The 19,955-nt window shown below is 58.8% G+C and carries 20 protein-coding genes; 9 read left to right on the top strand and 11 right to left on the bottom strand.

What is annotated here, in order from left to right; genetic code table 11:
* Positions 1-93: 93 nt before the first annotated feature.
* From ABD815_RS09670 to ABD815_RS09645, 6 genes are all read left to right on the top strand, one after another.
* The gene (locus tag ABD815_RS09670) at positions 94-1,398 is read left to right on the top strand and encodes a 3-deoxy-D-manno-octulosonic acid transferase (RefSeq protein ID WP_344846733.1); all 1,305 of its coding nucleotides are present in this window, start codon (positions 94-96) and stop codon (positions 1,396-1,398) included.
* A gap of 77 nt (positions 1,399-1,475) precedes the next feature.
* Positions 1,476-1,955, top strand: a complete 480-nt coding sequence (locus ABD815_RS09665; protein ID WP_344846731.1) for an NUDIX hydrolase — start codon at positions 1,476-1,478, stop codon at positions 1,953-1,955.
* Between the two features lie 83 nt (positions 1,956-2,038).
* Positions 2,039-2,482 (top strand): DUF1178 family protein, encoded by a 444-nt coding sequence (locus tag ABD815_RS09660; protein WP_344846729.1) that lies wholly within the window; start codon positions 2,039-2,041, stop codon positions 2,480-2,482.
* A 100-nt stretch (positions 2,483-2,582) separates the two neighbouring features.
* A complete protein-coding gene (locus tag ABD815_RS09655; RefSeq protein WP_344846727.1) occupies positions 2,583-3,818 on the top strand; it encodes an aspartate kinase in 1,236 nt (411 codons plus the stop codon).
* Between the two features lie 188 nt (positions 3,819-4,006).
* The gene (gene ptsP, locus ABD815_RS09650; protein ID WP_344846725.1) at positions 4,007-6,259 is read left to right on the top strand and encodes a phosphoenolpyruvate--protein phosphotransferase; all 2,253 of its coding nucleotides are present in this window, start codon (positions 4,007-4,009) and stop codon (positions 6,257-6,259) included.
* Between the two features lie 54 nt (positions 6,260-6,313).
* Complete coding sequence (locus ABD815_RS09645) at positions 6,314-6,757, top strand: hypothetical protein (RefSeq protein WP_344846723.1); 444 nt, start codon at positions 6,314-6,316, stop codon at positions 6,755-6,757.
* Here the strand turns inward: ABD815_RS09645 and ABD815_RS09640 are convergent.
* Both ABD815_RS09640 and ABD815_RS09635 read right to left on the bottom strand, forming a co-directional pair.
* Positions 6,754-7,530, bottom strand: a complete 777-nt coding sequence (locus ABD815_RS09640; protein WP_344846721.1) for an EcsC family protein — start codon at positions 7,528-7,530, stop codon at positions 6,754-6,756. The genes ABD815_RS09645 and ABD815_RS09640 overlap by 4 nt on opposite strands.
* A gap of 42 nt (positions 7,531-7,572) precedes the next feature.
* Positions 7,573-8,061: a GNAT family N-acetyltransferase gene (locus ABD815_RS09635; protein ID WP_344846719.1), complete on the bottom strand. Its 489-nt coding sequence runs from the start codon at positions 8,059-8,061 to the stop codon at positions 7,573-7,575.
* 100 nt (positions 8,062-8,161) lie between these two features.
* Between ABD815_RS09635 and ABD815_RS09630 the strand changes: the two genes are divergently transcribed.
* A complete protein-coding gene (locus tag ABD815_RS09630; RefSeq protein WP_344846717.1) occupies positions 8,162-8,746 on the top strand; it encodes a flavin reductase family protein in 585 nt (194 codons plus the stop codon).
* An 87-nt stretch (positions 8,747-8,833) separates the two neighbouring features.
* Here ABD815_RS09630 and ABD815_RS09625 read toward each other — a convergent pair whose 3' ends face one another.
* On the bottom strand, positions 8,834-10,444 hold the full coding sequence (locus tag ABD815_RS09625; RefSeq protein WP_425549852.1) for a SulP family inorganic anion transporter: 1,611 nt from the start codon (positions 10,442-10,444) through the stop codon (positions 8,834-8,836).
* Positions 10,445-10,794: 350 nt separating this feature from the next.
* Here ABD815_RS09625 and ABD815_RS09620 point away from each other — a divergent pair, with 350 nt between their 5' ends.
* Positions 10,795-11,667: an S-methyl-5'-thioadenosine phosphorylase gene (locus tag ABD815_RS09620; RefSeq protein WP_344846715.1), complete on the top strand. Its 873-nt coding sequence runs from the start codon at positions 10,795-10,797 to the stop codon at positions 11,665-11,667.
* Between the two features lie 5 nt (positions 11,668-11,672).
* Positions 11,673-12,209 (top strand): adenine phosphoribosyltransferase, encoded by a 537-nt coding sequence (locus ABD815_RS09615; protein WP_344846713.1) that lies wholly within the window; start codon positions 11,673-11,675, stop codon positions 12,207-12,209.
* On the opposite strand, the gene ABD815_RS09610 is transcribed toward ABD815_RS09615, so the two are convergent.
* From ABD815_RS09610 to ABD815_RS09575, 8 genes are all read right to left on the bottom strand, one after another.
* Positions 12,206-13,603, bottom strand: a complete 1,398-nt coding sequence (locus tag ABD815_RS09610) for an FAD-binding oxidoreductase (RefSeq protein ID WP_344846711.1) — start codon at positions 13,601-13,603, stop codon at positions 12,206-12,208. The genes ABD815_RS09615 and ABD815_RS09610 overlap by 4 nt on opposite strands.
* A 39-nt stretch (positions 13,604-13,642) precedes the next feature.
* Entirely contained in the window at positions 13,643-14,179 is a 537-nt protein-coding gene (locus ABD815_RS09605; RefSeq protein WP_344846709.1) for a DUF1697 domain-containing protein, read from the bottom strand.
* 11 nt (positions 14,180-14,190) lie between these two features.
* Entirely contained in the window at positions 14,191-15,033 is an 843-nt protein-coding gene (locus ABD815_RS09600) for an MBL fold metallo-hydrolase (protein ID WP_344846707.1), read from the bottom strand.
* A gap of 80 nt (positions 15,034-15,113) precedes the next feature.
* Positions 15,114-15,704 carry a GNAT family N-acetyltransferase gene (locus ABD815_RS09595; RefSeq protein WP_344846705.1) on the bottom strand — a complete coding sequence of 197 codons (591 nt, stop codon included), beginning with the start codon at positions 15,702-15,704 and terminating at the stop codon, positions 15,114-15,116.
* Positions 15,704-16,963, bottom strand: a complete 1,260-nt coding sequence (locus tag ABD815_RS09590) for a M16 family metallopeptidase (RefSeq protein ID WP_344846703.1) — start codon at positions 16,961-16,963, stop codon at positions 15,704-15,706. The genes ABD815_RS09595 and ABD815_RS09590 overlap by 1 nt, the downstream gene beginning before the upstream one ends.
* Positions 16,960-18,342 carry a threonine synthase gene (thrC, locus tag ABD815_RS09585; protein WP_344846701.1) on the bottom strand — a complete coding sequence of 461 codons (1,383 nt, stop codon included), beginning with the start codon at positions 18,340-18,342 and terminating at the stop codon, positions 16,960-16,962. The genes ABD815_RS09590 and thrC overlap by 4 nt, the downstream gene beginning before the upstream one ends.
* A gap of 12 nt (positions 18,343-18,354) precedes the next feature.
* The gene (locus ABD815_RS09580; protein ID WP_344846699.1) at positions 18,355-19,023 is read right to left on the bottom strand and encodes an SURF1 family protein; all 669 of its coding nucleotides are present in this window, start codon (positions 19,021-19,023) and stop codon (positions 18,355-18,357) included.
* An 82-nt stretch (positions 19,024-19,105) separates the two neighbouring features.
* The gene (locus ABD815_RS09575; RefSeq protein ID WP_344846697.1) at positions 19,106-19,921 is read right to left on the bottom strand and encodes a cytochrome c oxidase subunit 3; all 816 of its coding nucleotides are present in this window, start codon (positions 19,919-19,921) and stop codon (positions 19,106-19,108) included.
* Positions 19,922-19,955 lie beyond the last annotated feature (34 nt).

The raw sequence follows: 19,955 nt of genomic DNA, 5'->3' as shown, positions 1-19,955 counted from the left end.
ATCTCACTGTACGACTCTGGACGCTCCAAACCCTTGCCAAGGTCGCCCTCCCCCGCGTAATTCGGCATATCAACAATCGAAGGAGCATTGCGCGTGCTCGTATACCGCATCTTGCTCACGGTCCTTAGTCCACTCTTGCTTCTGGCAATGTTGCGGAGTGTTCTGAGCGGTCGCGAAACGCTCCATGATTTGGCCGAGCGGTTCGGGCGGGGTGTTACGCGTTCAAACACCCGTCCGGTTCTGTGGATTCACGGTGCTTCCAATGGCGAGTTGACCGGCGCGCGCCGATTGATCGAAACAATACGGGCCCGCGATGCCGCACTTGCGCTCCTCGTCACCGTTAACACGGTGAGCGCACGCCAAATGGTGCAGGACTGGAATATCGCCAATCTGGAAACCCGTTTGGCGCCGGTCGACCTGCGATGGGTCTTGAACCGATATCTGTCCGCTTTTCGTCCCGTGGCGCTCGTTTCGATCGAGAATGAAATCTGGCCGAACCGATTTGACCTTTGCAGGAACCGGGATATCGCGGTGCTCGTCGCGGGGGCCAGAATGTCCGAGCGTACAGCCATGCGTTGGGACCGAATTGCGCCGCTGTTGCGGGGCACGGTTGCGCGCACTATTGGGGCGGTTTCATATCTCTCCGCACAGGACGCCGCATCCGAGCAGCGACTGGTTCAAATCGGTCTGGACGCAGAGCGCCTCCTGCCGCGTATGAACCTCAAAAGCACCGTAAGTGCGACGACCGCGATCAAGCTACCTGACCTTCTCACATCTGCGTTTCCTCGCAATCTCACATGGCTCGCCGCTTCGACGCATGAGGGTGAAGAAGAAATTGTTTTGGCTGCCTTTCGCCTTATCCTCGCCGAACACCCGACTGCGCGGCTCATCCTGGCCCCGCGCCATCCTGCGCGCGGCGATGCTGTTGAGGCGGCTGCAAAAATCGCAGGTGTCGCATTGGCACGGCGTTCACGCGGCGAGGCTCCGGATGCCGCGCCCGTTTATCTGGCCGATACATTGGGCGAGATGGGTCTGTGGTTCCGCCTGTCCTGTGTCACTTTCCTCGGCGGGTCTCTCGTGGCGCGTGGTGGGCATACACCTTTTGAACCCGTGGGCTATGGATCGGTGGTCCTCCACGGACCCCATGTCGACAACCATGCGGCTGCGTTTGATGAACTCGCCGCTGCTCGTGCCTGCGAAGAAGTGCGTGACGCGCAAACTCTCGCGGCTGCAGTGTCGGGTTTGTTCAATGCGCCCGAACACGCCGCACAGATGGCGCAGACCGCGCGCGTGGCGCTTGAACCCCTGATCGAGACCCACGCCGATCTCGACGCGTTTTGGACTGCACTGGCGACGTCGACGGGAATTTCTACACTCGACAAACCCGCCCCGGACTGACGCCCGATCATGGACTTGTGTCCTATGAGGGGGCCGCTGGATTTGTTAGCAATACGGACGCCTCTTCGGGAATCATCATGTCGCCTGAAAAACTGATCCAGCGACCCGTCCAGCTCAAGAAAACCGGCAAAACCGGTTTGCGCACCCAGTTCGGGGCGCTTTGCTGGCGTGTTCGCAAGGATCAGGTCGAGATTGCGCTCGTAAAATCACGGCGGCGCAAACGCTGGATCATCCCGAAAGGGTGGCCGATGCATGGGATGACACCTGTTGCGGCCGCCTCACTGGAAGCATGGGAAGAGGCCGGCATCCGTGGTCAGGCCATGCCGATCTGTATCGGGCTCTATTCCTATATGAAAATGCCCCGCGACGGGAGCGACCCGTTGCCCTGCGTGGTCGCGGTGTTCCCGCTCAAAGCGCGCAGTTGTCACGACGAATACCCCGAGTGCAGCGATCGCAAACGCAAATGGGTGACGTGCAAAAAGGCGGCGGCTCTCGTATCAGAGCCCGAACTTTCGCAAATCATCCGTCGGTTCGATCCCTCGCAACTGAAACCCTGAACAGGGCTCCCGATTGCCAAGGCCCGTCATCCGCCCTATTTTGACTGACTTGGTGTCCCAAACCGAAAACACTGGCAAAAACCATGATCCGCTACGCGCTCAAATGTCCTGATGGCCACAGCTTTGAAAGCTGGTTCGCCTCTACCAAGGCGTTCGACGGGCTTGCGGCGGCGGGTCAGCTATCATGCCCGACCTGTGGCGCGAGCAAAATTGAGAAAGCGATCATGGCACCCCGTGTGTCCAACGGTGCTCAGGAAGCCGGAGGCAATGGGGTGGCGATGGGGTCCGACCTCGGTGCGCCGGCATCCGAAATGGAAGCAGCAATTGCCAAACTAAAAGCCGAGGTCGAACGCAACGCCGACTACGTTGGAGCGGAGTTTACACGCGAAGCCCGCGCCATGCATGACGGCGACATTCCACAGCGCGCCATTTATGGCGAAGCGCCGATCAAGGATGCAAAATCGCTGATCGAGGATGGCGTTCCCGTGATGCCCCTCCCCTTTGCCCCCAAACGCAAAGTCAACTGACCCGCCACACTGGCCGGATCTTTGCTGTTGCGACTTGCCCTTTCCCTTTCATGCGCTTAGGAACGGCGCGATTATTTGATGACAGGGAAACCGGCGGATCATGCCCCTTCTCGTGATGAAATTCGGCGGCACCTCTGTCGCTACTCTGGACCGCATCAAACGCGCCGCAAAGCGCGTCGGACGCGAAGTTGCCAATGGTTACGACGTAATCGTGATCGTCTCTGCAATGTCCGGCGAAACCAACAAACTTGTCGGCTATGTTGGTGAAACCTCCCCTATGTATGACGCCCGCGAATATGACGCGGTGGTGTCCTCGGGCGAAAATGTGACCGCCGGTCTGATGGCTCTGACGTTGCAGGAAATGGATATTCCCGCGCGTTCCTGGCAGGGGTGGCAGGTGCCGCTCAAAACCAACTCTGCGCATGGTGCGGCTCGGATTGAAGAAATTCCGACCGAGAACATCAACACCAAGTTCGGCGAAGGTATGCGGGTCGCCGTTGTGGCCGGTTTTCAGGGCATCAGCCACGAGGGCCGCATCACCACGTTGGGGCGTGGCGGCTCGGACACCACGGCGGTGGCATTTGCGGCCGCGTTTGACGCTGAGCGGTGCGACATCTACACCGACGTGGACGGCGTCTATACGACCGACCCGCGGATTACCGACAAAGCGCGCAAGATGGAGCGCATCTCCTTCGAGGAGATGCTGGAACTGGCCTCGCTCGGCGCAAAAGTCCTGCAAACACGCTCTGTCGAACTTGCCATGCGCTACAAAGTGAAGTTGCGTGTTCTGTCGTCTTTCGAAGAATATGACCCCAATGCCGGTACGTTGATTTGTGCCGAGGAGGATATCGTGGAAAACAAACCTGTTGCTGGTCTGGCCGCTTCGCGTGAAGAGGCCAAGATGACCCTCGTTTCTGTCGCCGACCGCCCGGGTATCGCCGCGTCGATCTTTGGTCCCCTCGCCGATGCGGGCATAAACGTCGATATGATCGTTCAGAACATTTCTGAGAACGGCGAGACGGACATGACGTTCTCCTGCCCGACCGATCAGGTGAAACGCGCCGAATCCGCCCTGTCGGGTGCGAAAGAACGGGGTGAATTCACCTATGACGAACTGATTTGCGATACAGACGTCGCAAAGATCTCGCTCGTTGGTATCGGTATGCGATCACAGTCCGGTGTTGCCGCCAAAATGTTCAAAGTGCTCTCGCAAGAAGGCATCAACATTAAGGTCATCGCCACCTCGGAGATCAAGATTTCGGTTCTCGTTGATCGCAAATACACCGAACTCGCCGTGCAGGCACTTCACGACGCCTTCGAGCTCGACAAAGCCTGAGGTCTCGCTTGCATAAGCAGAAAACTTTCGCAGATCCGTCGATAACTGCCGGATAACGATGCAAATTTCTTGAAAGTTAACGCTAACGGCACTCCCTACGGTTGATTTGCCCTACCCTAACGACCTACTTGTCCGGTAAAGACGCAACGACGCGAACCGATATGGTGACGCGCGCAGATCGGGGATCCATGGCAGAAAGCCTAGAAAGCGAAAGTCGAAAGCTTCTCGGGCGTCTCAGAGACACTCTTGCCGAGGACAGCGCAGGCCAGACGCGTCTGGACCGCATCACTCATCTGATTGCGGACAGTATGCGTACGGAAGTGTGCTCGGTTTACCTGTTCCGCGACACCGAAACGCTCGAACTTTGCGCGACCGAAGGTCTCAAACCCGAAGCCGTCCACAAAACACGTATGCGTATTGGCGAAGGTCTCGTCGGTCGCGTCGCGCGCGCGCGCCAAATGGTCAACACCGCCGATGCCCCCTCCGAGCGGGGCTTTCGCTATATGCCGGAAACGGGCGAAGAGATTTTCTCCAGTTTTCTGGGTCTGCCGATCCAGCGTCTGGGTGAAACGCTCGGTGTTTTGGTTGTGCAATCAAAGCAAGCCCGCCGCTTTACCGACGACGAAGTCTACGCACTGGAAGTTGTGGCGATGGTTCTCGCCGAGATGACCGAACTCGGTGCCTTTGTGGGCGACGACACGAGCTTTGCCGCCCTACACACCCATCCGGTGCTCTTTCGCGGCACCTCGGCGCAGGAAGGCGTAGCGGAGGGTCACGTGTTTCTCCACGAACCCCGCGTGGTCGTGACCAACCCCGTAGCCGACGACCCTGACAAAGAAAAAATCCGCCTCAACGAAGCCGTCAACCAGTTGCGCATTTCCGTGGACGGCATGCTTTCGGAAATCGAGCCGAGCGAAAAAGACCAACGCGAAGTTCTGGAAGCCTACCGCATGTTTGCCCATTCCCGTGGCTGGATGCGCCGGATGGAAGAGGACATCCTGCGCGGGCTCTCGGCAGAGGCGGCGGTGGAAAAAGAGCAATCCACCGCACGGGCCCGCATGTCGACCGTCCCGGACCCGTATATGCGCGAACGTCTGCATGACCTTGATGACCTGTCGAACCGGCTTTTGCGCATCCTGACGGGACAAGGCAGCGACACGGGCGCGGCGATGCCCGATGATCCGATCCTGGTTGCGCGCAACATTGGCCCCGGAGAGTTGTTGGAATACGGCAAAAACCTCAAAGGCATCATCCTGGAACAGGGGTCGGTCGGTTCCCATGCTGCGGTGGTTGCACGGGCGTGGGCCATACCTCTCGTCATCCATGCAGAACGCATCACGACCGAGGCGATTAACGGCAACCATGTTCTGATCGACGGAGATCAGGGGGTCATTCACCTGCGGCCCGAAGAAAACGTGGCCAAGGCTTTCCGCGACAAGATCGCGATGCAGACCGAGGCCGCAAAACGCTATGCCGATCTCGTCGATCTGCCCGCGGTGACCACCTGCGGGAAAACACTGTCACTACAAATGAATGCGGGCTTGATGGCCGACTTGCCGTCTCTGGCCTCGTCGGGGGCTGATGGTGTTGGTCTTTTCCGCACCGAACTGCAATTCCTCGTGCGAAACAAGGTGCCTCGCCGCGGCGAGCTTGCGTCGCTCTACAGCCGCGTGATGGACGCTGCTCAGGGCAAACGGGTGGCCTTTCGAACGCTCGATATCGGGTCTGACAAAGTCCTCCCCTACATGAAGCCTCAGGACGAACCGAACCCTGCAATGGGGTGGCGCGCGATCCGTGTCGGGCTCGACAAACGCGGCGTGATGCGGATGCAATTGCAGGCGCTGACCCGCGCGGCTGCGGGGCGGCCATTGACCGTGATGTTCCCCTTTGTGGCGCAATTCGACGAATACCGCCAAGCACGCGAGATATTCTACGAGGTTCTGGATAACGAAGCACGACTTGGGCATACCCTACCCGAGAGCCTCGAAGTCGGCGCAATGCTTGAAACCCCGTCACTGGCATTTGCGCCGGACAAGTTTTTCGAGATGACCGATTTCATTTCAATCGGTGGCAACGATCTAAAACAGTTCTTCTTTGCGGCTGACCGTGAAAATGAACGCGTTCGCAAGCGCTATGATACGCTCAACTACTCGTTCCTGTCGTTCATCCGTCAAATCGTTCAGCGCTGCGACGCTTTTGAAACGCCTGTGTCGTTTTGTGGCGAGGATGCCGGCCGTCCTCTGGAAGCCATAGCGCTCGCCGCGATGGGCGTTAGAACCTTGTCGATGCGCCCTGCCTCAATCGGGCCGATCAAATCGGTTTTGCGTCGTATTGACCTCGATGAAATCGCGGCAGTGATTGATGAAGCAGCGCAAAGCGGGGCGCAATCTGTGCGTCATGATCTCTCGCTTGCCCTCGCGAAACAGGGGCTTGTGCTCTAGGCGCGCGCACCCTCTGGGCTTGACGCCGTGATGGCGCCTCCCCATGTTCAAGCTATGAACAGACGTACTTTTACGCGGGGTTTAGCCCTGCTCGGCCTTGCGCCCTCACTTCCAATGCCCACGATCACGGCCGCCACTGCGGCCACACCGGCGCCCGTGGTTATAACGTCTTCGCAGTATGCTTGGGCGTCTTGGTATGCCCAAAAAAACGGTGTGACGTCCGTTGCGGCGATCGCACGTGATTTGAAAGTTGCCCCTGAGGTCGCTCAGGCGCTATTTCAAAAGCTGGTGGCAACCGGAGCCATTCGCGCCCCTGCTGCAGGTGGTCTTGCGACGGCATCGCGACCATTCCTTACCCGCGCGGGTCGACGTGCGCTGGCCGCCAAAGGTGGCGAAGCGGCACGCCGTATCGGCGCGCGCACACGGCGGGAATTGTTCAATGCAATGCGCCGCTTCGGTGAAGACGACAAAAAACCGGAAACGCCCGAGACGACTTAGCCCGACGCAATCTCCGCCCTCAACATGTCTTTGAGGGTGTCATAGCTATGCCCGCTGTCTTCGGCGAGGCGCAGCATGCCGAAGGTCACATGGGCCATGTCCTGATAATAGGCGGTATAGGCGTAATTGGTCGCAGCACCTGCGACAGCCCCCAGAATCGGCACTGTTTGGGCCGCCAGTTTTTGCCCAAGCACCAGCGATAGCCGCGGCGCCACGCGGGCGATGAGTGAATTCACTGTCGCCCCAGTCAGCGTTGTGCGCGCAACAAGAAATCCGAGGTCTGCACCATCATCGCTTTCCAGCGGCCCTGCGGCAGCAAAGGTCTGGATGCAGGCTTTTTTGACGTCGGCGCGGGTCGGGTCAAATCCGTGATCTTCCGCGACGCCTTGGATCGTGTGCAACAGGACGGTGGTGGTGACCGGCAGTTCGGCGAGCGCGGTGGGCAGCCCGCCGACACCACCGACAGCGCCCAAGCCAGACGACACAGCGCGGCTGAACCAAGTGTTTGCGCGAACGCCATTGCGACGTGTGCGCGCCGCGCCTTCAAATGCCAGTTCGAGCGCTGCTAACGTGCTGCTTTCCAACTGCGCGCTCACGGGTTTTGGAAGCTTGGCAAATAACCCATCTGCCGTGCCACCCACGAGGTTTAGAAGCTGCATGCCGGGGTTATTGGCAGACTTCAGGCGCCGTGCAAGGGCACGGATCGCTTCGGGCGTCGGGGCCTGTAGAACGGCGTGGGCACCGTCTGTAAGGGCGGGCGGGTTCGCTTTCATCGGATAGATGTGGGGTTCATCGCGCGGTTTTCCAAGTCCCCGTCAATCGACATCACGTGCGACCACGCCAAAGACCCCGTCCCACCCTCCCGGCGCAAGAGCGAGACCCAGCACACGGTCGGGGTTGGTGGGGGGCGGCATTTCCACGCCGTCGAGCTTCCGAAAACCAAAACGCGAGTAATAGGGTTCGTCCCCGACGAGCAGCACTCTGTCCCAGCCCAGACATACGGCTTCGGCGAGGCTTTCGGCCATCAACATCCCTCCCAATCCCTCGCCCTGTCTCGTCGGGTGAACGGCGATGGGCCCGAGAAGGAGCGCACGTGCATCCCCTATTCTCACAGGCCAAAACCGGATGGCGGCGGCCACGACGTCGCCTTCGTCGCGCACGACGAGACATAGATCGTCCACGCGGGGGACACCGGCACGCAGGCGGTATGATGACAAAAGCTCACGCCCCGGCGCAAAACAGGTGTCATAGAGGTGTTCGACCTCCCACCAATCATCCGCCGTTTCCACGTCGATCCGATACACTTCTGCCCCTTTCGCAGGTGCCTTATGCGCCTATCCACCTCAAAGCGCTCGCTTTTCGACTAACACGGCCCTAAATCAGGAGCAACGCAAGGAGACATACATGTTTTATCGCCCCGAAGACGGACACAACCTGCCCCATAGCCCGTTCTCGGCTATCGTGTCTCCGCGACCCATTGGATGGATTTCGTCACGCAGCGCAGCAGGCATCGACAATCTTGCGCCCTACTCGTTTTTCAATGCGGTCGCCTACACGCCACCACAGGTGATGTTCGCCTCAACTTCGGCGAAAGACAGCCTGACGAACATCCGCGAAACCGGCGTTTTCTGCGTCAATCTTGTCAGCTCCAATTCCGCACTGGTGATGAATGCAACGTCGGCCTCACTGGCGCATGGTGAGGATGAGTTCGTGCATGCAAATGCGGTCAAAACAGAATGCGAAACCATCGCCTGCGCGCGGGTGGCGGACGCCCCTGCGGCGCTCGAATGCAAATTGACGCAGATCGTGACGCTGGAGGGCAAAGACAATTTCGCCATCTTCGGCGAGGTGACCGGCGTGCATATGCGCGACGAACTGGTTGTGGATGGGCGCTACGATGTCGCTCGTGCGCGGCATTTGGCGCGCCTGGGATATCGCGACTATGCCGAAGTCAGTGAGGTGTTCGAGCTGACGCGTCCCGACGACTGAGAGCTTTCCCGAATGCTACTGCATAGACCAAAACGGGGCCGCGCGGGCCCCGTTTCTTTGTCATGTATATTCAGACTGGTGACCGCTTTAGTGCCCGCCGCCGAGCACTCCGGTGCGCACGGTGTAGTCCGTGGCAATCTCGTAGTCGGGATCGTCATCGCTATCGACCATGAGGTGTCCTGCATTGGATAACAGACGGTGACAGTCGCGGCTCAGGTGGCGCAGTTGGATTTCCTTGCCCGCGGCCTCGTATTTCGCGGCGAGCGTTTCAATCGCATTCAGCGCGGATTGGTCGGCAACGCGGCTGTCGGCAAAATCGACGATCACCATTGAGGGGTCGCGTGCCGGGTCGAAAAGCTCGCCAAATCCTTCGGAAGACCCGAAGAACAGCGGGCCCTGCACCTGATAGACCTTCGCGCCTTCCGGAGTGGTGTACGTTTTGGCGTGGATGCGACTCGCGTTCTGCCACGCATATGCAAGTGCGGAGACGATCACGCCGACCACGACAGCCACCGCGAGATCTTCCAGAACTGTGACCACGGTCACAAGAACGATCACAAAGGCGTCGACGCGCGGCACCTTGCGCATCACTTTGAATGAATTCCACGCGAATGTGCCGATCACCACCATGAACATCACACCAACAAGCGCTGCGAGCGGTATCTGTTCGATCAGCGGCGATGCCACAACGATGAACGCCAAAAGGAACAGTGCCGCGGCAATACCTGCCAGCCGCGTGCGTCCCCCTGATTTCACGTTGATCATCGACTGACCGATCATCGCACAACCGCCCATGCCACCAAAGAAGCCGGTGATGACATTGGCCGTACCCTGCGCCACACATTCCTGAGCAACGCCGCCGCGCTCGCCTTTGATCTCGCCGACGAGGTTGAGGGTGAGAAGGCTTTCGATCAGGCCAATGGCCGCAAGGATCAGCGCGTAGGGGAAGATGATTTCCATCACGCTCAGGAACTGCGACATGCTTTCAAACATCGGCACTGCGGGAATATGAAAAGTTGGCAAACCGCCCTCGATAGAAGCCATATCGCCAACGCGAGGCACCGGAAGATCAAACAGGATAACCACCAACGCCGTAATCAGAATACCGGCGAGCGGGGCGGGAATGATGTTTGTGAACTTTGGCAATCCCCAGACCACCACCATGGTCAGACCCACCAGCCCGATCATCAGAATGAGGGGCCAGCCCGTCATGAACATATCCGAACCGGGATTTTTGAACTGGGTCATCTGGGCGAGGAAAATCACGATTGCCAGCCCGTTGACGAACCCCAGCATCACGGGGTGTGGAACCAACCGGATAAACTTCCCCATTCGGAAGACACCCGCGAGGATTTGCAAAACTCCCATAAGCACGACCGTGGCAAAGAGGTATTCCACGCCATGCTCGGCCACCAGACTGACCATAACGACGGCCAGAGCACCGGTTGCCCCCGAAATCATACCGGGACGCCCGCCGATGACAGCGGTCACCAGACCGACGAGAAACGCCGCGTAGAGCCCTACCAGCGGATGGACCCCTGCCACGAAAGCAAAGGCGACAGCCTCGGGAACCAACGCGAGCGCGACGGTGAGACCGGACAGGAACTCGGTTTTGATCTGATTGGGTGTGAGCTTTGTCGAACCGCCACCAGACAAGGACAGATTTTTCGCGAAGGACGCGAGTGCGGATTGTAACAAGGGGAACCCCACATATTTTATGGATGCTTTTGTCGCCCTATAGAGGCAAACGTGACAAAGGGCCACTAATAGCCCCTGCAAGCCCCCGTTGCAGTTGCGGGGGAGCCACAAGGGTGACCGACTACGAGACAGATGGGGTCATTCAATTTTGGAGGTGGCGCGGACAGCATTGGCCCAATGATGCTCGTCGCCTTGCGCACGGAAAGATCGGATACGACGTCCCCATGGGGCACCGGTTCACTGTTGGAAACGTAAACCGTCTCGATTTTTTGAGCTCTACAAAGCTACGCGCTTTTCTATGTCGCCGTGAGGGCATAGTTTGACCGCGTGACCAGAAACAAGGGAACGGCATGGAACGAATTATTGGCGTGATGGGCGGCTCTGGCGTCTATGAAATTGACGGGTTGCAGGACGCAAGCTGGCAAGAGGTGAACACACCATGGGGACCGCCATCCGATTCCCTTTTGACAGGCTCGCTCGACGGGGTGCGGATGGTGTTTCTACCACGGCATGGTCGCGGCCACGTCCACACCCCCTCCACCGTCCCCTACCGCGCCAACATCGATGCGCTCAAGCAAATGGGTGTCACCGACCTCGTCTCGGTGTCGGCAGTCGGATCCTTTCGCGAAGAGATGGCGCCCGGTGATTTCGTTGTCGTCGACCAGTTTATCGACCGCACCTTTGCTCGCGTGAAATCGTTCTTTGAAACCGGATGCGTCGCGCATGTTTCCGTGGCCCATCCGGTTTGTGAGCGGCTCTCGGGTCTGGCCTATGAGGCCGCGCGTTCAACGGGTGTTACGGTGCACAAAGGCGGCACCTACCTCGCCATGGAGGGTCCACAGTTTTCCTCCGTGGCAGAGAGCAAACTCTACCGTTCTTGGGGCTGCGACGTCATCGGCATGACAAATATGCCGGAGGCCAAACTCGCGCGCGAGGCCGAGATTTGCTACGCATCCATCGCGATGGTGACAGATTACGACAGTTGGCACCCAGACCACGGTGCCGTGGATATCACCCAAATTCTCTCCACGCTAAAAGCCAACACGGCGCATGCAAAATCGCTTGTGGCCGCTCTGCCTGCCCTGCTGAGCGCGGCCTACGCGCCTTGCGAACACGGGTGTGACCGCGCTCTTGAATACGCGGTCATGACGGCGCCCGATAAACGCGATACGGCACTCGTGGAAAAACTTTCGACCGTCGCCGGTCGCGTCCTGAAAGGCTAAACCTGATGCAAACGAAGACTGTCAAAGATTACATCCGCACCATTGTCGACTTCCCGCACGAAGGGATCATGTTTCGCGATGTGACCACGCTCTTTGCCGACCCGCGCGGGTTTCGCATGGCGATCGACCAGATGTTGCACCCCTATGCAGGCCTCAGGATCGACAAGGTCGTCGGACTGGAAGCGCGCGGGTTCATCATGGGGGGCGCCATCGCCCACCAGCTTTCCGTGGGGTTTGTGCCTGTTCGCAAAAAGGGCAAACTTCCCGGCGCCGTGATTTCGGAAGACTACAAACTGGAATACGGCGAGGCCGTCGTCGAAATCCACGACGATGCCATTTCGCCGGGGGAAAAGGTCTTGATCGTCGATGATCTATTGGCGACTGGCGGCACTGCCGAGGCGGGGATCAAATTGGTTGAACGTTTGGGTGGCGAAATCGTGGGCTGCGCATTTATCGTGAACCTGCCGGAGTTGGGCGGGCAGAAATTGCTCGAAAAACTCGGCTACGAAGTGCACGCGCTGTGTGATTTCGACGGGGCCTAAATCCTCAGAACAGCGCCCGGGTTCATGATCCCGTTCGGGTCCAGCGCCTTTTTGATTGCGCGCATGGCTGCGAGTTTCACAGGGTCCTGATAGCGTTCGAGGTCTTCGACTTTGAGCCGTCCGATCCCGTGTTCCGCACTTACCGATCCGTCATATGCATGGACAAGATCATGCACAGTGCGCTTCACCTCGGCGCGGATGTCTTCATATTCGCGCCGATCACGGCCCTTCGCGGGGAACACGTTATAGTGCAGGTTGCCATCGCCCAGATGGCCAAAACAATTCACCCGGACATCCCCCAGCTCGCGCAGCGCAGCTATTCCTTCAGGGATAAAGGCGGGAATTGTCGACAGAGGCACCGATATATCATGCGACGAGATCGACCCGATGCGGCGGTTTGCCTCCGGAATGCTTTCGCGAACCGCCCAAAACTCGGCGCGCTCGGAGCCGGATTTGGCAATCACGCCGTCACTTGCCAATCCGGCGGTGAAGGCCGCAGTAAACAGATCCTCCAGCATCACAAACGGGTCCAAGGCCCCCGATGTTCCAACATCGATGAGGACGCACCACTCGGGTCGCACAGCAAATGGTTGTCGCAAATCGGGAAGAGTTTCCGTTAGAAAATCCAGCCCGACGCCGGAAATGAGTTCGAAGGCCGAAATCGTCTCGCCCAGTTGCGCGCGCGCCAATGCGAGGAGGTCGAGCGCAGCCTGCGGATCGGGCACAACAAAGAACGCCGCTGCTTCTCCGGTTGGTTGTGGAAACAGGCGCAGGGCCGCGGCGGTGATGATACCCAAGGTGCCTTCCGACCCGATCATGAGGTTTTTCAGGTCATAGCCCGTGTTGTCTTTGCGCAGCCGTTTCAGCCCGTTCCAAATCGAACCATCCGGCAACACGGCCTCCAACCCCAAACAAAGATCACGCGCGTTCCCATAGCGCAGCACGTTCAGCCCACCGGCATTCGTGGCGAGGTTTCCGCCAATTCGCGCAGACCCTTCCGCGGCCAGCGAGAGCGGGAATAGCCGGTCGACGCCTTGCGCAGCATTTTGCACATCGGCGAGGATCGCGCCGGCTTCGGCGACGATGACATTCTCGGAGGGGTAAATCGCTCGGATTGCCGTCATTCGCTCCAAGGAGATTACAAGAGGCGCTGGCCCGTCATGAGCCACTTGGCCCAACACGAGCCCTGTTCCACCGCCCAACGGAACCACCGAAACGGATGCCTGATTGCAGGCCTTCAGGATTGTGGAGACTTCTAGTGTCGAGGCTGGGCGCGCGACCGCCAATGCCTGCCCTTCATGGCGACCACGTGGGTCGTCCAGCTCGCCGGGATTGGCGGGACGCAACGTGCCGTGGGGCAGTTGCGCGGCGAGTGTGGCGAGGAAATCGGACATCAACACGGCTCCTTTTGCGGGTCAGGTGTAGCGTGCTGATTACCCCTGCGCCAGCGTTGCGATATTGCGGCAGGAATTAAGATTGCGCGCCGTCACAACATCCGCCTGCAGGAATTTCTCGATCTTTTGGGACGCTTTTGACCTGCCAAAACCGTTAGTTGTGTAAAAATAGAACACGTTTTTGACGAAATCAAACTGCTCCCCCTGATCGCAAATTTCGGCGAAACCATGCACATCAAAATTCACCGCGCCGCCACAGAAAAACAGGTGAAGGGATTTTGGCTCGGCCAATGCGGCCTTAAAAGGGTTGGCGGCAATAGCCATTTCCAATGCATCGGGCGACATGACAAAGACGGGGCGGGAAAAACCGAAATCGGTTTCAAGCACCCCTGTTATCTGCGCGCTAATTTCGCCTGCATCCCGTTCGCTTTCAAAGACCGCATTCCCGGATTGAACATAGGTGCGCACGTTTCCATAACCCACTGACTGCAGGCTCTGTCTGAATGCAGCCATCGGGAGTTTGCCATGCCCGCCCACGTTCACGCCGCGCAAGAGTGCGATCCAAGTCTGGCCCATCAATTCTCCGGTCAATCTTCGATAAACTGCGGTTCAAGCACCATGATTGTCGGCTCTGAGGGCAAGCGGTCAAGGGAAACAAGAAGTTCGGTCGTGCCCGTTTCGATGACGGTAAAGCTCGTGCTCATCTCCTGCAGGAACGCGTTCAGGCCACCACGCGAAAACCAATGCATCGGGATCACGATGGAGGATCGCAGTCGCGACACGATTTTCACCATGGTTTCACGCGGCACGGTTAAGCCGCCGTCAACGGGCGCCATCACCACATCCAGCCGCCCGATGGCCGCATATTGTTCTTCGCTTGGTTCATGATGGAGGTGCCCGAGATGCCCGATGCACAAACCGCCTGCCTCGAAGATGAAAACCGAGTTGCCGTTCGGCTCGCGCCCATCTCCCATGCGGATATCGGTTGGCACATTGCGGATCAACATGGGGCCAAGGTCGAGATTGTGTTCCGCGCCCTCTGCGAACCGCCCCCATCCTTCCAGTACATGCGTAACGCGGTCGTCCACGCGGCTGGTGTAATGGCTCGAATGGGCCTGATTCATGGTTACAACGTCAGGCACCCAGTCGGTCACACCAAAGTAGCCGTTGAAATCCGTCACGGCTTCTATTTCGCCTGCTTGGACAACGAACATCGCATGGTCGATATATTTGATGCGCACCGTGTGATCAGGCAGTGGATCCGTCAGGGCCGCACGCCAGATATAAGTCCCGCCGTCGATGTCGTTCGCCAAGGATCGACAGTGGCTGGGGATGCGATCACGTTCGCTCTCTTGTGCCGTGCCGGACGTCACGCCGATTGAGGAAAAACAAAGAAAGGTCGACACAATAAGTGTGGTTGCCTGCCGCATGAACCCGCTCCTTGGAGTGAACCGATGGGAGTGAGTATAGGGCAAAACCGCGATGCGTCAGGTTTCAATGTCGTGAACGATCACGCCTGACCGATATCGGTCCGCCCGCGGCGGTCGGCGCGCAAGGACGCATAAAGCACATGATTGCGCCACCGCCCGTTGATCTGCAGGTAGGATTGCGCCACGCCTTCGTATTTGAACCCGGCCTTTTCAAGCGCCCCGCGCGAAGCCGCGTTCTCGGGCAGGCACGCGGCCTCGATACGGCTAAGGTCCAGTTTTGCAAAGGCAAAATGCGTGAGTGCGGCGATCGCTTCCTTCATATACCCCTGACGGGCAAAGGGCGCGCCAATCCAATATCCGATTGTCCCCGCCTGCGACGGGCCGCGCCGGATATTGTCCAATGTGATCGCGCCCAGAAGCGCCTGATCGTCGCGCCGGAACAGGAAAACCGGACACCCCTGATCAGATTTATAGACCCGTTCAGACCAATAAACGCGGTTGGTGAAGGACTTGCGCGACAGGTGGTCGTCTGACCACGTCGGCTCCCATGGCTGCAGAAACTCTGCAGAGGCGCCGCGCAGACTACTCCACGCGCGGTAATCACTATGCTGCGGCAAGCGCAGTGTCATCCGTTCGGATTCAATCCCGAGCTTGACACGCCGCTTGAGCATCAGGCCGCGAACCGCTCTTTCAGGGTCGCCAGCGCTGGCGCGCGTTCGACCGGTCCGTAGAGCGCCATGGATGCTTTCGCAGTCCCCATCTGGCCGAGGAATTCACGTACGTCCGTCAGGTTCACCGCTTCTATACGCGCCACAGTTTCGGCGATGTCGGGCACGCGGTCCCAAATGCCGATCATGCGGGCATTACGCTCGGCGCGTGCGGCGGGGCTTTCGAGTCCCATAAGCAGGCCTGCTTTGATCTGCGCACGTGCGCGCGCCACTTCGGCTTCGTTGAGATCGTCGGCAGAACGGCGCAATTCGTCGATGGTCAGGTCAGCCAGAGCACCGACTTCTTCGCCTGAGGTTCCTGCGTAGATGGTCATCAGGCCGGTGTCTGAATAGGCGCCGGTCTGGGCGAAAATCGTATAGCAAAGCCCGCGCTTTTCCCGAATCTCCTGAAACAGACGCGACGACATTCCACCGCCCAACAGGGTCGAGGCCGCCTGAGCAGTAAAATAACTCGGGTCGCGGTATCCCGGCCCCTCGAAAGCGATCGTGAAATGGGCCTGTTCGAGATCCTTCACACGGCGGGTTTCGCCCCCGAGAAAGAGCGCAGGCTCTGCGTCGTCTTTTCCATGCGCTGTCAGATGGCCGAAAATCTTCTCGGCCTGCTGAACGATTTTGTCGTGGTCCACGTTACCGGCTGCTGAGAGGACCATGCGTTCAGGCGAGTAATGCTCTGCCACGAAGCCTGCGAGGTCTTCGCGGCTAAAGGCACGCACCCGTTCTGCGGGGCCGAGGATCGTGCGCCCAATTGCCTGCCGGGGATAGGCGGTTTCCTGAAGCCAGTCGAAGATGATGTCATCTGGCGTATCGAGCGCCTGACCGATTTCCTGCAGGATCACACCGCGTTCGACTTCCAATTCGCGCGCATCGAAAACTGGATTGAGGACGATGTCGCCAATCACGTCGAGGGCCAGTGCGACATCCTCTTTGAGAACGCGCGCGTAATAGGCCGTCGTTTCACGTGAGGTATAGGCGTTCAAATATCCACCAACGTCTTCGAGAACCTCGGCGATTTGCAACGGCGTGCGACGCGCGGTGCCTTTGAAGGCCATGTGTTCCAGAAAGTGGGCGATGCCGTTCTGTTCGGCGCGCTCATGGCGCCCGCCCGCCAACACCCAAACGCCAAGAGACGCGCTTTCCATCGAGGGTTGGAGTTCGGTGACGATCCGGAAACCGTTCGACAGGGTATGGGTTTGTCGGGTCAAGCAATACGCTCCTTCACGAGGGTTTTGAGCCCTTCGAGATCATTGGGCACGACGGTGAAACGTTCGTCGCGCTCGAAAAGATCCGCCATACGCTCAGGGAGCGGCGGGTGAATGCCACAGGCCGCTTCTACGGCGGCGGGGAATTTGGCGGGATGTGCGGTCGCCAGCGTGATCATCGGCACCTCGGACAGGAATTCTTCGGCGACCTTAACGCCCACGGCGGAATGGGGGCAGAGCACCTCGCCCGCACGGTCTTTGAAGGCCGCGATGGTGGCCGAGGTCTCTTCCTCCGATGCGCGCCCGGACACGAAGGTCTCGCGTAGACGTTCATGGGCCCCTTGGGACACCACGAAAGAGCCGGATTTAAGTTCGTCCATCAACTGTGCAATAGCGGCCCCGTCCCGATCGTAGACGTCGAAAAGCGCACGCTCGAAGTTAGACGATACCTGAATATCCATCGACGGTGAAATCGAGGGGGTAACGCCCTCTTTCGTGTAGGCCCCCGTTTCCAACGTGCGGTGCAGGATGTCGTTCTGGTTCGTGGCGATCACCAGCTTGTCGATGGGCAGGCCCATGCGTTTGGCGATGTAGCCTGCGAAAATGTCACCGAAGTTGCCGGTGGGCACGGTGAATGAAACCTTGCGGTGCGGCGCGCCGAGTGAAACGGCCGCAGAGAAGTAATATACAACCTGCGCGAGGACACGCGCCCAGTTGATCGAATTGACGGCGGCGAGCTTCACGCCATCACGGAATGCGGCGTCGGCAAACATTTCTTTGAGGGCTGCCTGACAATCATCAAAATCCCCTTCCACGGCGAGGGCGTGCACGTTGCTCTCGCTCGGCGTTGTCATTTGACGGCGCTGGACATCGGAAACACGCCCATGCGGGAACAGGATAAAGACGTCGACGTTTTCGAGGCCCTTGAACGCCTCGATCGCCGCCGATCCGGTGTCGCCAGAGGTTGCACCAACGATTGTGACACGGTCGCCACGACGCGCCAGAGCGGACTGAAACAGTTGCCCGATCAGCTGCATGGCAAAGTCTTTGAACGCCAAGGTCGGGCCATGGAACAGTTCGAGCAGGAAATGGTTCGCCCCCAACTGAACCAGAGGTGCGCGCGCATCGTGGCCAAATACGCTATAGGCGCGGGCAATGATGTCGCGGAATTCGGCGTCGGTGAAGGTCGTGCCGATGAACGGTTTCATCACGCGAAAAGCGATGTCTTCATAGGACAGACCCGCAAGTGCCGCGATGTCATCCGCGCTCATTTCGGGGATTGTTTCAGGCACATAAAGCCCGCCGTCCGAGGCCAGCCCTGTGAGCATCGCCTCTTCAAAATTTAGCACCGGCGCTTGGCCGCGGGTCGAGATATAGCGCATGTTGTCTGCTCTTTAGTCCGTTCGCGCCCTGATACGCCACGCAAGCACGGTTGTCACGCCCGCCCAGATCGCGGCAAACAAAAACCACTGGATTGCATAGCTCAGGTGATTATTCGGGATGCCTTCGGTGGTTACCGGCAGAGGCAAAATCCCCTGTCCCGTGTCCGACCGCGCGACGATCAAGACCGGCTCAGTTTGAAGGGCCGCGGCCAGATCATCAACATCCCGCGCGAACCAGATATTGCCCGCGACATCATTTTGCGGCGTGGATGCATTGCGATCATCCGGGACATGAACGTTTCCATTAACGGTGATGTCGGTTTGGAGCGGTCGGGAAACGTCTTTTGCCTCGAGCGGGATGTAGCCGCGGTCGATCAAAACCCGACGCCCCGTCGCGGTCTCTAGGGGGCTAATGACCCGATACCCTGCGCCGCGATCACGGGTGGAGACGAGGATGAAAATCTCATCAGTGCCGAGCGTGCCGGTGACAAAGACGGGTCGGTATTTTTCGGCTGCGGGATCGGACAAAGCATCGAGCGGGACTGGTGCCGCCTGCTGTGCAGAGGTGATCTTGGCCAACTCGCCCTCTTTCCACTCAAGCCTTTGGAGCTGCCACACGCCCAGCGTCACCATCACGGCAAAGCCGAGAGTCGCAAAGATGACCGTGGACCAAAATTTCAAGAGTTCGCCTCCTTGGATAGAAAAGGGCGCAGCCCTCGCCACGCCCTCTCCTGATTGGTTTCTCGGGTCAAAACCCTGCGGCTCACTGGCCCCAGATGTAGACCGCCACAAAGAGGAAGAGCCAGACAACATCGACGAAGTGCCAGTACCACGCAGCCGCCTCAAAGCCGATGTGATCTTCCGGCGTAAAGTGGCCTTTCATGGCGCGAACCAGACAGACGGTCAGGAAAATCGTCCCGATGATCACGTGCGCGCCGTGGAAACCGGTTGCCATGAAGAAGGAGCCAAAGAAGAACTCGCCGCCGAAGGTCCAGCCTTCATGCACCAGAAGTTCATAGTACTCGTAGGCCTGGAACAGGGTGAAGATAGCGCCAAAGATCACGCCGCCAGCGAGGCCGTAGACGATGTCTTTGCGGACATTGCCGTGCACCAGAGCGTGGTGTGCCCACGTGACGAAAGCGCCCGAACACAGCAGAAGAAGCGTGTTCATGAGCGGTAGGTGAAAGGCATCAACCGGAATGAATTCTGGTTTCGCGTATTCCGTGCCCGCGTATTCGTACATCGGGTAGAGCGCGTTCTTGAAGAACGCCCAGAACCAAGCCGCAAAGAACATGACTTCGGACATGATGAACATGATGAAGCCATACCGCAGACCGATGCGAACGACAGGCGTGTGGTCACCTGCCTGGTTTTCGAGAATGGTTTCACGCCACCAGCTCCACATCGTGTAGAGCACGCCGACGAAGCCGATCAGAAAGACCCATGGTTGGCGATCTGAAACTTCCGGCGACATCCATTGAACAGCGCCGAAAAGCATGATGAACGCCGCGACGGCGCCGGTAAACGGCCAGATCGACGGGGGAAGAATGTGGTAGTCGTGGTTCTTTTCGTGCGCCATATTTCGCGTCCTCTCCCTTGAGGGCCCTCTCACG

The sequence above is a fragment of the Celeribacter arenosi genome, from assembly GCF_039539485.1.
Classification (GTDB): domain Bacteria; phylum Pseudomonadota; class Alphaproteobacteria; order Rhodobacterales; family Rhodobacteraceae; genus Celeribacter; species Celeribacter arenosi.
Note: the sequence above shows the minus strand (reverse complement) of the source record. Positions and strands in the feature narration are given on the sequence as shown.

Bases quoted from the DNA above. Each gene is read 5' to 3' on its own strand.
- ABD815_RS09640 (WP_344846721.1), bottom strand. From the start codon at position 7,530: ATGAAAGCGAACCCGCCCGCCCTTACAGACGGTGCCCACGCCGTTCTA.
- ABD815_RS09660 (WP_344846729.1), top strand. From the start codon at position 2,039: ATGATCCGCTACGCGCTCAAATGTCCTGATGGCCACAGCTTTGAAAGC.
- thrC (WP_344846701.1), bottom strand. From the start codon at position 18,342: ATGCGCTATATCTCGACCCGCGGCCAAGCGCCGGTGCTAAATTTTGAA.
- ABD815_RS09665 (WP_344846731.1), top strand. From the start codon at position 1,476: ATGTCGCCTGAAAAACTGATCCAGCGACCCGTCCAGCTCAAGAAAACC.
- ABD815_RS09620 (WP_344846715.1), top strand. From the start codon at position 10,795: ATGGAACGAATTATTGGCGTGATGGGCGGCTCTGGCGTCTATGAAATT.
- ABD815_RS09645 (WP_344846723.1), top strand. From the start codon at position 6,314: ATGAACAGACGTACTTTTACGCGGGGTTTAGCCCTGCTCGGCCTTGCG.
- ABD815_RS09605 (WP_344846709.1), bottom strand. From the start codon at position 14,179: ATGGGCCAGACTTGGATCGCACTCTTGCGCGGCGTGAACGTGGGCGGG.
- ABD815_RS09600 (WP_344846707.1), bottom strand. From the start codon at position 15,033: ATGCGGCAGGCAACCACACTTATTGTGTCGACCTTTCTTTGTTTTTCC.
- ABD815_RS09595 (WP_344846705.1), bottom strand. From the start codon at position 15,704: ATGCTCAAGCGGCGTGTCAAGCTCGGGATTGAATCCGAACGGATGACA.
- ABD815_RS09655 (WP_344846727.1), top strand. From the start codon at position 2,583: ATGCCCCTTCTCGTGATGAAATTCGGCGGCACCTCTGTCGCTACTCTG.
- ABD815_RS09615 (WP_344846713.1), top strand. From the start codon at position 11,673: ATGCAAACGAAGACTGTCAAAGATTACATCCGCACCATTGTCGACTTC.
- ptsP (WP_344846725.1), top strand. From the start codon at position 4,007: ATGGCAGAAAGCCTAGAAAGCGAAAGTCGAAAGCTTCTCGGGCGTCTC.
- ABD815_RS09610 (WP_344846711.1), bottom strand. From the start codon at position 13,603: ATGTCCGATTTCCTCGCCACACTCGCCGCGCAACTGCCCCACGGCACG.
- ABD815_RS09630 (WP_344846717.1), top strand. From the start codon at position 8,162: ATGTTTTATCGCCCCGAAGACGGACACAACCTGCCCCATAGCCCGTTC.
- ABD815_RS09575 (WP_344846697.1), bottom strand. From the start codon at position 19,921: ATGGCGCACGAAAAGAACCACGACTACCACATTCTTCCCCCGTCGATC.